The sequence below is a fragment of the Nocardia sputi genome (assembly GCF_023501985.1).
In genome coordinates this window covers 108,631-124,099 of record NZ_JAMFLC010000017.1, presented here as the reverse complement: position 1 = coordinate 124,099, position 15,469 = coordinate 108,631, and the positions used below count along the sequence as shown (strand labels likewise).

Here is a 15,469-nt window from a genome sequence, read left to right as displayed (position 1 = left end):
TCCTGGTTCGTCGTTCATCCTGGCACAGCGCCGGTTCGCGCGCGGCGCGCGTCAGGGCTCCTGCCGCAGGCCCAGCAGCGGCAGGTCCAGCTTGCGATTTTCCAAGCGTTCATTCCATGCGGTGTAGGCCAGGACGCTGGGCGCTCGGATGCCGAACCCGTCGCGCAACCCGGTGACGACCATGTCGGCCAGCCGCTGGTAATCGGCCGAGGAACTCGGCCAGGGCAGCTCGGCCCACCAGTTGCTGTGGTCGGCATCGCGTGCCCGCCAACCCGAATCGGCGATCAGCGCGCGTCCCGTGGCACCGGCGCGCAAGGCGGGGTCGAGCCATTCGTCATCGACCAACTCGGCCGAGAGCGCGTCGTCGAGCTGTAGGAATTGGGCGTATCGCCGCCGCGCCCCTGTCTCTGTTTCAACCAGCTTGACGATGGAACCCGCGCGCAGGGAGGCGAGTTCCGCGGCCAGGCCTGCGGCAAGGTCTCCCCACCCGCTCAACTCTGTTCCTGCCCCTCCAACTCGACGGCCTGATCGTGCAGCTTCAGCCAATAGTTGGCCACCAGGGACAGCTGAACCGATCGTCCCAGATCCTCCAGCACCAAAGTCGCTTCCGGCCCCGCCCAACGGACCTCGGCGGTGGGGCCGGGGATCCGAGCGGTCGGTTCACCGAGAGCGCCGGTCAAGGCCGCGACCATCGCCACGAATGCGTCCCTCGAACGGGCCTGCCCCTCCGCGTCGTTCGGGGCGAAATCGGTGACGCGCAACTTGATGTCGGCGATCGAGCCCGAACGCCCATGGATCTTGCCGCTGGCCATCCCGAATCCGGCGTCCAGCATCGCCCGGTCCGGATGGACGGTCAGCACTTTCCAGCCGAAAGACTCCGCCAGGCGCGGTATCGCGTCCATCGGCTGGGAGGCGTCCAGCGCCCGCAGGCCGACGGCCAGGTCGACGATTTCACTGTCTGTCAACGCGCGCCATTCGGTCATGGGCCCACCTTAGGTCGTGACATCGGTGACCACCGGCCGATCACCGCGCCTGCCGACGCCGGTTGAGCTCCTCGATCTTGCGGGCCAGCGCCTCCTTGCGCTCGCGGGCATTCGAGCCGTCGAGCTGGCCGGCGAAGGCCGCGCGCGCAATGTCGACCAGCGCGTCCGGCACGTCGGGATACGCGCGGGCGATCGCCCACAGCGCGTCCTCGGTCTTCATGTCGAGACCGGTCTCCGTGCGGATGCCACCGCCGGTCAGCACGGAGCGGAGCATTTCGTCGAAATTCTCCCGCAGTTCGTCATCGGTCGGATGGTCGATACGCATCATTCCTCCTCACGTCGATGGTTACCTTTCCGCATCGTCGGCTTCCGGTCATCCGGCGAAGATCTCGGTGCGTCGCAAGGGGTCGGCCACCACGGCTCGGACCAGCGCGCCGATGTCCATCTCTTCCGGCACCGAGCGATAGGTCAGCTCGCAGAAGACGACACCACCGACGACCACCGCGAAGCGGGTGGTCCGCCACCCGACGGTGCCCCATTCGACCTCGACGGGCCCGTCGAGGTCGACAGTGCGATGACCGACACGCAGCGCGAGCTTGCCGCCGTGCCGATAGAACACCACCGAGACCCCGCCGAGTTCACCGTAGACGCCGCTGTGCCCGCTCGCCTCGGACGGGTTGGCACGCAACGCGCCGGTCGTCGGGTCGAACTCGGCGGGCACACCGAAGCCCGCGAACGGGCGGACGAAGAGAGCCCGTGCCGAATCCTGGCTGTGCCCGTTTCCGTGCGGCCCGCGGCCGTTGGTCCGTCGGCTACCGCCCGCCGGTGGCGGCGGCATGCCGGGCGGGATCGGGGGCACCGGCATACCCGGTGGCATCGGCGGGACCGTGCCGTCGGGATGACACGGGCCGTTCGAGTGACCGGGCCAACCCGGGAGCGACGGCGGATACGGCGGTGCGGATGGTCCTGGATAGGGCGGAACGGATGGCTCCGGAGCCGGCATCGACGGGTACGAGGGCGGTGCCGACGGGTACGAGGGCGGTGACTCTGGCGGCACCGACGGGTACGGCGGTAGAGGTCCTGGCGGCACCGGCGGGTACGGCGAGGTCGGCTGGCCAGGTGTAGGCGGGCCGGGAGGTGCCGGTGGGACCGGAGGCGTCGGCGGCTCCGGTGGCGTCGGCGGAACCGGCGGAACAGGCGGGACGGGAGGTGTCGGCGGGACCGGCGGCGTCGGCGGAACCGGCGGCTGGGGTGGGACCGGAGGCGTCGGCGGAACCGGCGGCTGCGGCGGGACCGGCGGCGTCGGCGGAACCGGCGGCTGCGGCGGAACCGGCGGCTGCGGCGGAACCGGCGGCTGAGAAGGCACCTGTGATGTCGGCGGCTGGGGCGGCCTCGGAGGTTGCGGCGGCTGCGGCATCGGGACAGGCCACGGCTCCACCTCGTTGTGGAAGGGGCCCGGCATCTCGAACTCGTAGTCCTTCGGCGGGTGCGGAATGTGTGAGCGCAGCGCCCAATTCGGCGGCATCCAGTGGGGGCGCGCCGTAGCCGGACCCGATGAATCCTCGGGCGGCTCCGAATCACCGTCTCGGCTCGACCGAGCCCTACCCTCCGGCGAGTGCTGGTCACCGTCACGGCTCGCGCGAACCCCACCCTCGGGCGGGTCCTGGTCGCCCTCGCTCTCCGGACGCGGCATCTCTACATCCGGTTCCCCGCCATCTCGGCGCGCCCGAGAACCCGGCTGTCCTTCCTGTGCCGAACGTTGCACAGACCTTGTCCGATCAGCCTCGCGCACCGCGTCTTCAGCCCGCGCGAGCTCGTCCTCGGCATCGAAAACCTGACGCGCGACACGCTCCAACTCCGCAATCCGCCGCTGCCACGGCCCCTGCTCATCCACCCGCATCGTGCGCCCACGCAAACCGGCCAGCGCGTCATCCAACGCATCCCGCGCCAAATCCTCGTCGTCGACCGGCAAACCCCGCCGAGCCGCAACCAAGTCAGCTTGCGCTTCGGTCAACGCTCGCGCCGCCGCGTCCCGTTGGGCGATCGAGCGTCCCAGCTCGGCATCGGCTTCGGCATACGCCGACTCCCCGACCTCACCATCCGCTCCACGCGAAACCGCTGTGCCGCTCTGATCGTTCGAAAGTAGCCCCGTTGCGTGATCAGCCCGACGCACCGCGTCTTCAGCCCGGGCGAGTTCGTCCTCGGCACCGAACACCCGCCGTGCCGCACGCTCCAGCTCCGCAACCCGCTGCTGCCACGGCCCTTGTTCATCGACCCGCATCGTGCGCCCACGCAAACCGGCCAGCGCGTCATCCAACGCATCCCGCGCCAAATCCTCGTCGTCGACCGGCAAACCCCGCCGAGCCGCAACCAAGTCAGTTTGGGCATCGGTCAACGCTCGCGCCGCGGCATCCCGCTGGGCGGACAGGCGCTCCTGTTCGGCATCGGCGCGGGGCGACTCCTCGGCATCGAAGACCCGCCGCGCGGCACGCTCCAGCTCCGCAACCCGCTCCTGCCATTGCTGCTGCTCGTCGACCCGCATCGTGCGCCCGCGTAAATCGTCGAGCGCGTCATCAAACGCATCCCGCGTCAAATCCGCATCGTTCACCACCAGACCACGCCGAGCCTCCGCGAGATTCGCCTGCGCATCAGCCAACTCCCGCGCTGCCGAACCCCGTTGCCTGGACAGGCGATCGACGTCTCTTCCTGCACGCGCCGATTCCTCGGTACCGCGAACCGCTGTCGGCGACGCCGGGTCGCCGACGCGCGTACCCGCGCCGGGGTGCCCGGCCGTAAGTGGCCGCGACGGCGCGGGTGGTGCGTCGAGATCGACCGGGTCGGGAGTGGATGATCCGGCAAGTTCGCGTTCGAGTCCGGCGAGCCGGTCCATGGCGCGGCGGTGGATCTCGTCCAGCTCGGCTATCAGGCGCTCGTGCAAATCGTCCAGCGCCTGCGCCTCGGAAGAGGGGTGGGCCGCATCGTCCGTTCCGGCGGCGAGCTGGTCGAGCCGGGAGACGGCGGCGTCGAAGCGCTGATCGAGATCCGCCGCGACCCCGTCGAGCTGGGCGAGCGTGTCGCGGAGCAGCTCGTCGAACTGTCGGTCGGTGCGGCGGGCCGCTTCATCGAACTGCGTGCGGATGCGCTCCAGCGCCGCCTCGGCCCGGTCATCCGGCTCCGCGCCGAGGCGAGCCGCGGGTGATCCGAGCGGCGGCGCTGAGCCTTCGGACGCGGCCTGGTCCGGGCGCAGCCGCGCGGACAGCTCGTCGAACCGTTCGGTGACCTCGGCTTCGATGTCGGCGAGACGGTCCAGAGCGCGCTGCTGCATCCGGTCCAGGTCGGAACTCGCCCGGCGCAGCAGATCATCGAGCTGCTGGTCGATGCGACGGTGTAGCGCGTCGAGCTCGGCGAGCACCCGGTGGGCATCGTCTCGCGCGGAAGACGACGGCGGTAACCCGGGCTCGTCCGGACGCGCGATGCCAGGCGGCAGCTCCGGCAGACGCTCGCGGCCCCCGGACTCCTCCGGCACGGCCTGCTCGCCGTCGCCGGAGTCGTCGGGCTCGTCCTGACGCCGCGCGGCTGGCGGGTCCTCCGGTGGTTTCCGCGCGCCGCCGTCTGCACTCGGCTGCGGCGCCGAGGACTCGGCCTCCTCCCGCGGACGCGACGGCTCCTCCCGCGGGCGGCCGCCGCCACCTCCGGGACCTTCCACGGGGCCACCGGTCGGCCCCTGCGGACGCGGCGCGCCCAGCGCACCCGGCGCGGGCGGCAGGTAACCCGGGTTCGGCGGAAGAGGAGCCGGAGCGTACGGGATGCCCGCGCGCCATCCGGTCAGCGGCGGGCGGTCGGCGTCCCAGTGGAACCCGAGCGCGATCGCGTGGGCATTGGCTTGCTGCCAGGTCGCCCCGGGATTGTCGGCGAGGAAACGCGCCTCGGCCAGCATGTCGTTGAGCAGCACGAAGTCCTGGGGCAGCGGAGCCCCGTCGATCAGGCGGTTCCACGCCTCGGCGACATCGGCGAGGCGATCCATCCTCGTGCGCACATACCGGCCGTGCGGGTCGGCGTGGTCGCGAACCCGGTGCTCGTCGGCCATCAGGTGGTTCTTGATCCGCGCCAGTTCCTCGCGCGTGAACGTCGGCACGTCGTCGCGCATGTGCTCGGCGAGCGCGGCCGCGAGCTGTTCGGGATCGCTACCGCCGGCGAGCAGTTCGCGGATGTCCTCGATCGTGTCGCGGACGGCCTCGGGATCCTCGGCGGCGAACCGGTCCGCGACTTCGCCCGCCACTCGGTCGATCTCGTCTTGGATGCGCGACAGCTGGGCGTTCACGTCGCCGAGCGGGTCGATGCCCGGCTGCCGCAGGACCAGCTGCCGCGCGACGATGTCGACCACCTCGCGTGCCCGCGTTTCCTGCTCGGCGCGCCGATGTCTGTCGATGCCGTCTGCGATCCCGTCGAGGTCGCTGTCGTCGGCGAGGAACCGCTGGTATTCCGCGTCCGCCCAGTCTTGTACCCGCTGCCAGGCCGCGATGTCGCGGTCCCACTCGCGCTGCAAGCCCGCCGGGATGTCGACCCGGTCACCCGGCGGCACATGGTCGGCCGCGATCCACGGCCGGTGCATCGGCTGAATGTTGCGCCGCGGCGGGGCGAACCACGCGTAGTCGCGGAACACCGTGCCGAACGGCGGCAGGTGCTGTAGCCACGGCCGCGCCCGCACCCACTCGCCGATCTCCGGATGACGCTGGATCCACGCCTTCACCGCCGGATGCTTCGGCACCTGGGCCGCCATCAACAGCAGGCGCACCACGTTGTACGAATCCGCGCCCCAGTGCTGGCTGAACAGGTCGTTCGGGTCGACGCCCGAGGTGTCATACTGCGACGGCGCCTGCGGCATGTGCACCGGCAGAGTGCTTTCCGGGACTTTGCCCGCCGGGACGTCGTCGGTCGGCAGCGTGATGTCGTTGACGACATCTTCCATCGCCCACCCGCTGACACCGTCCGGCGGATCCTTCGGCGTGAACTTCTTGGGCAGCTCGGACCGGTCGCGCCCGAACTCCCAGTCCGGACGGGTCGGATCGACGTGGTGCCACACGCCGTCGGCGTCGCGCCAGGAGGTGATGTCCAGGCGGCGGCCACCGACCCAACCGGTGCTCAACCGTTCGATCTCGGGCGGGTCCATCTCCTCCGCCCGCACGTTGTCCTCGCGGTCGGCGAGCACCCGCCGGTATTCGACCGTGGTCTCCGGCCGCACGATCGCCTGCGCCACATCAGAGCTGCGGCGCAGGGCGGCGGCCAGGGCGGCGTCGTGGTCGGCGCGCGGCGCGTCCGGGTCGGGCCGGGGACCGAGCACGATGACGCGAGGTCGCTCACCGTCGACGATGCCGACTCGATCCGTCACCATCCGGCCGCCGCTGCGCTCGACGAGGTCGCGGTACGCGCCCGCCACCCTGGCCATGTCGTCCTGGATGCGGCCGATCGCGTTGTGCGCGGTGTTCACCTCCCGCGCGACGGCGTCGAGTGCGGCGATGTCCCGGCGGCGGGCGGCGGCATCCTCGCCGGACAGCGTTCCGTCGGCGACCCCGTCCCGCACCGCCGCGCGCAGGTCGGCCACGGTCCGGTCCAGCCGGTCCGGCTCACCGGCCGTTTGGTCGACCCGTCCCTGCTCGTCCAGCAGGCCGAGACGGGCGGCGAGGTCGTCGCGCTCGTGCCTGCGCGGCTTGATCTCGCGCAGCGCGTCGGCCCTGGCCTGCGCCAGTTCTTCCAGCGCGTCGATCACGTCCTGCGGGCGAGACCGTTCCGTTCCGACGCCGGCCTGGCGCAGATCGGCGATCTGCTGGTCTACCTGCTCGATCTGCTCGTCGAGCTGGTTGACCCGCTCGGCGGCGGCCGCGAGCTTCCCGATCACCTGCCTGCGGTGCTCGGCCTCCAGCGGCGGCGCCGCGACCCGGTCGGTGTGCGGCGCGTCGTCGAGGCCGCCCAGGTCGTCGATGGTCCGGACGTTGGCCGCCTCGTACAGCTGGAGGATCGTGGTTTCCAGTTGATCACCGCGCAGCGCCGAGTCCTCCAAGCGGACGTTTTCGCCCCAGCGGTCGCAGCGCGCGGCCCTGTCGTCGCGCTTGGCGCGCCAGAATTCGCGTTCGCGAGTCAGTGTCTGGCGCTGCTGGACGAGCTGGTCGTATCGGGCCAGCGGCGTGGTGGACAGCTCCAGGTTCGCCAGTTCCGTCTCCAGGCGGGCGGCTTCGGCGTCGGCCTCGGCGAAGTCCCGCGCGGCCTGTTCCAGCTCGTCGATCCGGGCGAGCCGCTCCGGCATCTCGGTGACCGGCATGGTCCGGCCGCGCAGGTCCTCCAGCGTCCGGTCCAGTCCGTCGGGTGCGGGTCGTAGGGCCGCCCAGTCGTCGGCGTCATCGATCGGGAACCGGGACGCGAGGTCGTCGCGACGCTGCCGCAGTTCGGCTCGCCGCGCTTGTGCCTGCTCGAGTTCGGCCGCGAGCCGGTCGTATTCCGCACGGATCTCGGGCGACATCCGGTCGCGCGGGTCCTCGGCCGCATCGACGTCGCCGGTGCGCGACTCGTCCGCCGCGCGCGGCGTTGCGCCCGCTTCCGGTGCGACGGCGGGTGCGTCGGCCGAGGACACGGAACCGGGACGCGCCGGCGAACCGGAGTCCGGTGTGCCCACCCCCGAATCGTCTTGTGACGCGGTCCCGATAGGCGTGTAGAGCCTGCGCAGCCACTGTGCCCGGTCCTCCGCCATCCGGGCGTTCCACTCCGCCTGTTGCGCGCGGAGTTCGGCCCACGGATCGTCACGGTCGGCGTCGGCGGCGCGCCGCAACCGATCCGCCTCGACGGCGGCGGACCATGTGTCGTTCTCGGCCTCCACCAGCCGCAGCCAGGCCGCGCGATCGGCGGCCATGCGGGCATTCCATTCCGCCTGTTCGGCGCGCAATCGCGACCACGGGTCGTCTGGGCGGGCGTCGGCCAGCTCGCGCAGCCAGGCGGCATGGTCGGCCGCCATGTCCGCCTCCCAGTCGGCCTGTTCGATCCGCATCCGGAAGTACCAGTCCGACCGCGGGCCCGGCTCGTCACCGGGCTCGTCTGCCGAAGGCGGTGTGGCGGGGGGCTTCCCGGCGCCGCCGTCACCGGAGACGGGTTGCGCGGTGTCAGCGTCGCCCGGCTCGTCCGTGCCCTCGGGCCGATGCCCAGCCGTAGCGTGCTCCGGAGCGATCGGGGTGGTGTCGTTCGCCGCCGACTCCTCGTCGCGGTCGTCGCCGCCGTCATTCGGTTCGTCCGGGGTACGGGCGGGCGGATCGGCGGGTGGCTTGTTCGCCCCGCCATCGGCCGTCCCGGTTTCCGGAGGCTCGGGGCTGTCGTCCGGGCCGTCGCGGTCCAGCGACGCCACTTTTCGATCACCCGGCTCCGGCACACCGTCCGAACCGTCCGGTGGTTTCTTCGCCCCACCGCGCGCTGGGGATTCATCCGCCGGCGGACCCAGGTGGTCGGGTTCCAGCGATAGGGGCGTCTCGGCGGTGTCCGGCGGGTTGGCGGCCAGCTGGGTCAGCAGGTCGTTGAGCGCGCGCGCCGGGGCGCTGAGCGGGTCGGCATCGTCGTCGTCACGACGCAGCACCTCGTGGGCGAACGCCTCTGGCAGCGCCTCTTCCGGCCGCAGGTCGCCGTCGCGGTCGAAGCTGTGACCGCTGAGCTGGTCGAGCCAGTCCTCGAAACCGAGACCGGGGATGCGGGTGCCGTCGTCCAGATAGCGCTCGTACAGGAATTCCTCGGCTCGATGCCGCGCACTCTGCTGACTCGCGTAGTCCAGGGCGTGACCGTACTCGTGCGCTACGACGGCCCGCACCGGACGGCGCAACACTTCCGAGGAGAACCGGCCGTTGTCGACACCGGCCTGCATCCGATCCCGGAAGGTCTGCGCGCTGGTCGCGTGGTCGTAACTGAGAACGATCGAGTCGGTGAACATGCGCCCCGAGGCATCCAGCCGCGGTTGCGCCATGCCGATCACCTTGGGCGGCAGCCCGCCGATGCCGACACTGCGCAGGTCCACGGTGGGGTACCGGTCGAACAGATCGACCATCGCCCTGGCGTACTCCCGCACCACCTCGGGATCGAGACCGGGCAGGTCGAACCCGAAGACCTCGAATCCGGGATCGTCCATCGCGTCGCGCAGGTGCTCCCGCAGCCGCTCGCCGACCTCCTCCGGACTCAGGGGCGACCATTCGTCCTCGCCCGGCACGCCGAGCAGCTGCCGAGCGGACGCGGCATCACCGTTGTCGCTTTGCGGCGGAAGCGCCGAGTCGTCGGCAGCGCGTGCCGGTGCGTCGGCGGGTGTCGCCTGATCCGGTGTTCGCACCAGCGCGGGCGATTCGATCCCGCCGATGACGTCGATGCGCACCAGCACACCGTCACGTTCGAGATTGAACTGGCTGGCGGTGACGTGCCCGTTCTTGGAGACGTGCACGAGGTGGTATTCCACCTCGAGCGTCCCGTCCCGGTGCGCCTGGAGCAGTTGCTCACGTGCCCGCAGCAGGGCGCGGCCCGCCGCACTGTCCGGATCGACACCGCGCGCGGCCATCTCCTCGGGCGTCTCGGTCAGGATCCGCCGCAGATTCTTATCGATCGCGGCCGTGCGGCGCAGATACTCCGGCGAACCCTGCTGCGCTTCGGCCGTTTTGGAGCCACCGAGCTGCGAACCGACGCCCTTGGCCTCGATCACCACCAGCCTCGGCGGCCCGCCGTCCGCACCAGGGACCAGCACCGCGATGTCGACGGTGTCCGCACCATCGATCGCGCCCTCGAAGGGGGCCAGCAGCACCGCACCCGGCCGCTGATCCGCATCGAGCGCGAATGCCCTGCCGCCCAGTTCGCCGAGTGTCTTCGACGCCTTCACCAGCGGCGGACCCAGCCGGTTGAACTCCGCGGCGTTGCGCTCCATCGCGCCGAGACGATCCAGTTTCGCTTGCTTCTCGTCGTCGGAGAGTTCCGACTCCAGGATCTCGATCTCGAGACTCTCCACCCGCTTGGCGAGTTGGTTCTCGGCGAGGTCGCTGATCTCTTCGATCCCGAACTCCGCCATATGACGCTTGACCGCGGCATTGGCCGCGTCGCGTTGCGCCTGCAACGTCTTGCGCTCGGTGACCGCCTTCGCGATCTGCTCGGCGATCACCTCGTCGACCACCGGGTACGCACGCTCGGGGCCGGGATCGGCCAGGAACCGGTACGGCCGCTTCGTCAGATGATCGGAGATGTACTCATTGTTCTGCGCGTTGCGCAACCGGAAGCTGTCGTCGCGGTAGGTGCCCGGACCGTCGTCCTCGTGGTGCCACGTGCCGTCCGGATCACGGTAGGAGTCGGGACGATCGCCGAACTTGTGCAGCAGCCCGTCGGCGTCGCGGAACATGCCGGCCGGAACATCGTCGTCCGCTCCGCGCTCCAATCGCTCCTCGACGTCGTCGGATTCACCGAGGAAATCCGGCGTCTCGTCGGGTGTGGGGTCGTGCGAGGTCTGTGCCGCGTCATCGTGCTGCGCACCGTCGCGGGCCGGTGGCGCCACCCTCCGATCCTCCGGCGCCGGCGCTGCGTCGTCCGCGTCGCGCGGCGGGGTCGTCGGATCGGATGGCCGCCGAGCCTCGTCCTCGGCGTCCGGATCGCGATCGCCCCGCGGAATCCGTGCCGGGTCCGATGGGTTCGAACCGACGCGAGAAGGTTCCGAAGCCGGCGCAGGGTCCGCAGGCGAACGCGGCGGTATCCGGGCATCGTCCGGGGGTCTGCCGCCCGCAACCCGCCACCACGTGTCGGCGTTCTTGCGGAACTCGCGGGCATGCCATTCCGCCTGCGCGGCCCTGACCCGCAGCGACCGCCTCGACACTCCTTCCGGTAGATCCGCGTCGTCGATGCGGCCCAGCAGGTCGCGCAGGCGCCGCGCGCGCTCGGCCTCTCCTCGGGCGCGCATGTCGGCCATCTCGGCCCGCATCCGTGCCTGTAACCGCTTCGGCGATTCGTCGCCGCTCCGACCGGCGATCTCGCCGTCGGGGTTGTAGATCGGGCGGTCGTCGGTCGGACGCACTCGCGGGTCGGATCCGCTGGGCCGCAACGCGTTTCCCGCACCGTCGAACAGGATCGCCGACACCGTGCGGACGTCCATCGGCAGGTCGGGCGGGAACCCTCTGCGGCTTCCCGCCGCCGGATCGGACACCTCGATGTGGAATTCGCCGGTGTCCGGATCCATGCGCACGGTCAGGGTATAGGCATGGGCGCCGACCCCGTGCTCGTCCACCGGGCCGACGTATTCGTCCACCACCAGGGCGCGCGGCCCACGGCCTTCGGCGATATCGCGCGGATCCATCCCAGCGGCCATTCGCAGCAGTTCGTCGGCGATGCCTTGGTGGCGAGGCTGGTCGGGTCCGCCGTCCGGGTAGTCCCACAGGCGGCCACCCGCAGCCTGCTGGATGTCACGCAGCGACATGCCGCGCTCGCCGACCGGCTCGTCCGGTGGCCGGATGGTGTTGCTTCCGGTGGCCTGCTGGATCTCCTCGAGTGAGAGCCGGGCGCACTCCCCGCGGTTCCTCGAATCTTGTCGCGGAGCATCGGATTCCGGATCGTTCCGGGAGGTGTCGTCCGAGTTCCTGCGAGCCGGACCATCGGTGTCGGGACCCGGGCGGCGCGCGGTTCTGGACTCGCCGGTTTCACCGGCGAGCGGCAGCACGAGTGGTTCGGCGCTGTCGCGTCGGCCGTCGTCGGATTCCGGAGTGGCGCGGGATCGCGAAGTCTCGTCCTCGGGTCGGTCCGCACCCGCCTGGCGCGTCCCACCGTCGCTGCGCGTATCCCCTTCTCGACGCGTCTGCCCGTCCTGGCGGGACTCACCCTCGGCGCGCGGCGCCTCGGAGTCGGCCTTGCCCGCCCGCACGGCGGGCTCGTCGCCGCCCGAACGTGAGCCGCGATCCGCGACCCCGGCCCGGACCCTGTCGGAGGGCGCCTTGCGACCCGCGTCGCTGTCCGGCGCGGCGGCCTGGCCGCGCGGATCCGCGGCCGGCGCGGGCCGCGCGTCGCTCGATCCGGGCGAAGCGGGCGACGCCGCCGTTCCCGGCGCCACATTGCTGGACGGTGGCACGCTCGCAGTGGTCGGCCCGGTGGGCGGTGTGGCCGCCGGGCCGGTCAGCGGGGTGCCCGCGACCGGCGTCGCGCTCGGCGTCGGCGCGTCCGACAGCGACCGTGTCTCCGGGCTCTGCACGCCATCGACGGTGCCGCGCTGCGTACCCGCCGGATCCCCCGACACGGCGCTGTTCTGTTGTCCCGCAGCAATATTGGATTCCTCAGAACGATCGGCGCCTGCCCCGCGGTCTTGCTTTCCTTCGTCGGCGAGTCCCGCCCCGGTGTCGGACGTGGACCGCTCCCCGGACGAGGACTGCTCCGCCGATGTGGACCGCTCCCCCGAGGAGGACTGCTCACTCGACGAGGACTGCTCGCCTGACGATGTTCGCTCCCCCGACGACGCACGCTCGCCGGAGGAACCCTGATCACCGGATGTCGATGTCGCCGTGGTGGACCCACCGTCGCGCCCGGCCTGATTGCCGTCCTGCCGCGCCCCATTGGAGTCGGCGCTCGACACCTGGTCTCCACCAGTGGCAGCGGTATCGTCGGCTGCGCCGGAGCGTGACGTATCCGAGTTCGCGGGGCTCGTCGCTGTGTTGCTGCTGTTCCCGGCGGCGGGCATCCCGGCGCGCGGCGCACCCGCACCGTTCGATCCCCCCGGATTGTTCGACCCACCCGCGAGGTCGGGTGTCCCAGCACCGGGAGCCAGGCCGCTGCCGTCACCCGCTCCGGGCGTTCCCGCGCCATCGGGCCGGAAACCCACGCGTGGCCCCACGTCGGCGAAGAGACTGTCCAGCCGGGTTCCCAGGTCGGGACGACTCATCGTGGTCGGCATCAGCTTGTTCCACATCTGAGCGGAACCGACCTTGGTCACGCTGGTCATGGCGCCGTTGGAGGCGCCGGCGGTGAACATCCGCCAGTCGACCGGCGTGTTCCCCAGGTTCTGCAGCGCCTTGTCCAACCCGTCCGTGGCCACGTCGAACCCGAACTGAGTCGCGGTCGCGGCCACGAAACCCGCTCCGGCCCCCGCCAATCCCGCCGTCGTCCCGGTGATCGCGCCGTGCAGATACGGATTGAATTCCGGGCCGAACTTCCGGGTCAGCGCGTTGCCGACCCGTTCGGCCAGCGGTCCGGCCGCCGCACCGCCCGCCGCGGAGCTGACGGCGGTCACGATGACCTGTTCGACGTTGATGTTCTTGCGGTGCCCCTGCTCCACCTGGTAGGCCTGCACCCCCAGTTCCTGCATGGTGCCGAGGATCGTGTCGATCGCGACATGCCGGAGCAGGAAATTCACGAACCGGTTCGCGACGATCCGCCCGACCCGCTGGATCACCGCCTGCACCAACCGCTGACCGATGATGCGGACCGCGATCCTGGTGAGCGCGATCGCCGCCGCGTCCACCGCGGGCTTGAACGGACCGGAGAAGAACGAGGCCGCCAGCTCGGCCGCGAGCAACGCCAGCGAGGACCAGTACATCAACTTGCCGTACTCGATCTCGGTGCCGACGTCGTAGGCCGAGTCGCCGATCTCCTTGAAGTAGTCGGCCAGCTTCGCCAGCGTCTGGTCGTCTTGCGGGTTGCTTCCGCTGAATTGCAGGAAGCTGTCGAAGGCCTTGACCATTTCCTCGTAACCGTCACCTGACGGATACGCGGTCGTCGAGGCGCTCTTGGCCGCCTCGATGTCGGGGATCACCGAGCGCAACTCGCTCGCGGCGGTACGCCAGTCACCGCCCAAGGCCCACATCTGGTCCTCGTTGCCCTCGGGCCACTCCATGCCGACGATCGGCTCGAGGTACTTCAGTGCCGCGGGCAGCTCGATAGCCATGGCCGGTTACCTCGATCGCCCGGTGCGGCTACCGAGTTCACCAGCTCGAATCGGTGACCGATCCACCACGATCGCGTTCTACGGTCTCGGTGTCGGTGAAACGCATGCCGCTGCCGTCTGAGAAATCCCTGCGTTCACGGGCGTTCGGCGGCGCCGTCGGGGCGGGGACCGGTTCCGGTGCCCGCAGGTCGGGCATGCCCTCGACCAGATCGGACAACTTCGGCATTCGTGCGCGGTGAGTATCGAGGGGCGCCATGAGGTCTCGGGTCTTGCGGGCCACATCGGCGCTGGCTTGCTGCGCGGCCTCGGTGATCGCCTTGGCGATCTCGGCATAGCTCAGGTCCTCGATGTTCGCGCCGAACTGGGTATCGATGACCGTGTTGTCGGCGTTCACGACCACCGTCACCCGCTTGCCGCGCACCGTCGCGCGGCCGGTGAGTTCGGCGCGCTCCTGCTGCAACCGGGCGATGATCCGCATCTGTTCCTGGACACCGTCGAGGATCTCGGCCAAGTCCGACTTGACTTGCTCGTTCGTCATCGGGGGCCCCGCATCACCGCACGCCGTCGCGGTTGCCCTGCTCCATGTCCCGCAGCAGGTCGGCCGTCTTCCTCTGTCCTTCGCTGAAGTTGCCGAATGTCCCCGCCACGTTGCGTCCGCCCTTGATCAGGTTGTCGCGGGCGGTGGTGTAACCGCCTTGGCCGTCAGGACCGTTGGCGAAGGTGCGGCCGATGGTGTCGTTGCCCCAGCAGTTTCCGCGCGAGGCGATCGACGTGCTCAACCTGTCGATGATGCCGGTCACCCGGTCCTGGACATGCCCCGTCTTCTGGGCCGCCTTGCGGAACAGATGCTCATCGAATTCGACATTGTCCGCCATCGCGTCCGCTCCTCCACCCTCGATTCCTTCCCACCCACGGTAACACCGGATGACTAATCACCGGTGACGTCAACGTGAACGGGATCTTCCTCGGCGTTTGCGGACAGACTGCGTTCCCGGTCGACCGCGGCGCAGGTCATCGGATCCAGCCGCTGCCAACGATTTCCGGTAGCGACCGCTCACATCTCCAGCATGAGGGTGACCGGGCCATCGTTCACCAAGTCGATGTGCATGTGCGCACCGAACCGTCCGGTGGCGACCGTCGCTCCGAATTCGCGCAACGTGTGTGCGAAGAGGTCGACGAGGGGCTCGGCGATCGCCCGTGGGGCGGCCGCCGACCAGGACGGGCGCCTCCCCTTGCTGGTGTCGGCGTACAGCGTGAACTGGCTGACCACCAGAATCGGCGCGCGCAGATCCGCCGCCGATCGCTCGCCGTCGAGGATGCGCAGCCGCCACACTTTGTCGGCCAATGCCTTCGCGGTCTCCTCGGTGTCGGAGTGCGTCACGCCGACCAGGGCGGCCAAGCCGTGCGGGACCCCGTCGGCCGCCGGGTCGATACGGCCGACGACCTGGCCGTCGACGGTTACCTGCGCCGAGCTCACGCGCTGTAATAGGGCTCGCACAGCCCTCGATCATGCCTTCTCGTCCGGCACGGGCCGACCCGTGGGTGGCCGCCCGCCGCACGGCCCTGTCTGCCT

Annotated in this window: 7 protein-coding genes; all 7 read right to left on the bottom strand. The window is 70.5% G+C overall.

Annotation, left to right across the window (positions count from 1 at the left end; translation table 11 throughout):
• Positions 1 to 51: 51 nt before the first annotated feature.
• Positions 52 to 495, bottom strand: a complete 444-nt coding sequence (locus M8859_RS22440; protein WP_159922866.1) for a TY-Chap domain-containing protein — start codon at positions 493 to 495, stop codon at positions 52 to 54.
• Positions 492 to 983 carry a DUF6301 family protein gene (locus tag M8859_RS22435; protein WP_159922864.1) on the bottom strand — a complete coding sequence of 164 codons (492 nt, stop codon included), beginning with the start codon at positions 981 to 983 and terminating at the stop codon, positions 492 to 494. Before M8859_RS22435 ends, M8859_RS22440 begins: the two co-directional genes overlap by 4 nt.
• A 40-nt stretch (positions 984 to 1,023) precedes the next feature.
• A complete protein-coding gene (locus tag M8859_RS22430; RefSeq protein WP_159923184.1) occupies positions 1,024 to 1,308 on the bottom strand; it encodes a hypothetical protein in 285 nt (94 codons plus the stop codon).
• A 48-nt stretch (positions 1,309 to 1,356) separates the two neighbouring features.
• Positions 1,357 to 13,896 (bottom strand): WXG100-like domain-containing protein, encoded by a 12,540-nt coding sequence (locus M8859_RS22425; protein ID WP_249644180.1) that lies wholly within the window; start codon positions 13,894 to 13,896, stop codon positions 1,357 to 1,359.
• A 37-nt stretch (positions 13,897 to 13,933) separates the two neighbouring features.
• A complete protein-coding gene (locus M8859_RS22420) occupies positions 13,934 to 14,434 on the bottom strand; it encodes a YbaB/EbfC family nucleoid-associated protein (RefSeq protein WP_249644119.1) in 501 nt (166 codons plus the stop codon).
• Positions 14,435 to 14,447: 13 nt separating this feature from the next.
• Positions 14,448 to 14,771, bottom strand: a complete 324-nt coding sequence (locus M8859_RS22415) for a hypothetical protein (RefSeq protein WP_249644118.1) — start codon at positions 14,769 to 14,771, stop codon at positions 14,448 to 14,450.
• Positions 14,772 to 14,950: 179 nt separating this feature from the next.
• Positions 14,951 to 15,394 (bottom strand): D-aminoacyl-tRNA deacylase, encoded by a 444-nt coding sequence (gene dtd / locus M8859_RS22410; RefSeq protein ID WP_249644117.1) that lies wholly within the window; start codon positions 15,392 to 15,394, stop codon positions 14,951 to 14,953.
• Between the last annotated feature and the right edge of the window lie 75 nt (positions 15,395 to 15,469).

Excerpts from the sequence above, each read along its gene's own strand:
- M8859_RS22420 (WP_249644119.1), bottom strand. The coding sequence starts at position 14,434 with ATGACGAACGAGCAAGTCAAGTCGGACTTGGCCGAGATCCTCGACGGT.
- M8859_RS22430 (WP_159923184.1), bottom strand. The coding sequence starts at position 1,308 with ATGCGTATCGACCATCCGACCGATGACGAACTGCGGGAGAATTTCGAC.
- M8859_RS22425 (WP_249644180.1), bottom strand. The coding sequence starts at position 13,896 with ATGGCTATCGAGCTGCCCGCGGCACTGAAGTACCTCGAGCCGATCGTC.
- M8859_RS22415 (WP_249644118.1), bottom strand. The coding sequence starts at position 14,771 with ATGGCGGACAATGTCGAATTCGATGAGCATCTGTTCCGCAAGGCGGCC.
- M8859_RS22435 (WP_159922864.1), bottom strand. The coding sequence starts at position 983 with ATGACCGAATGGCGCGCGTTGACAGACAGTGAAATCGTCGACCTGGCC.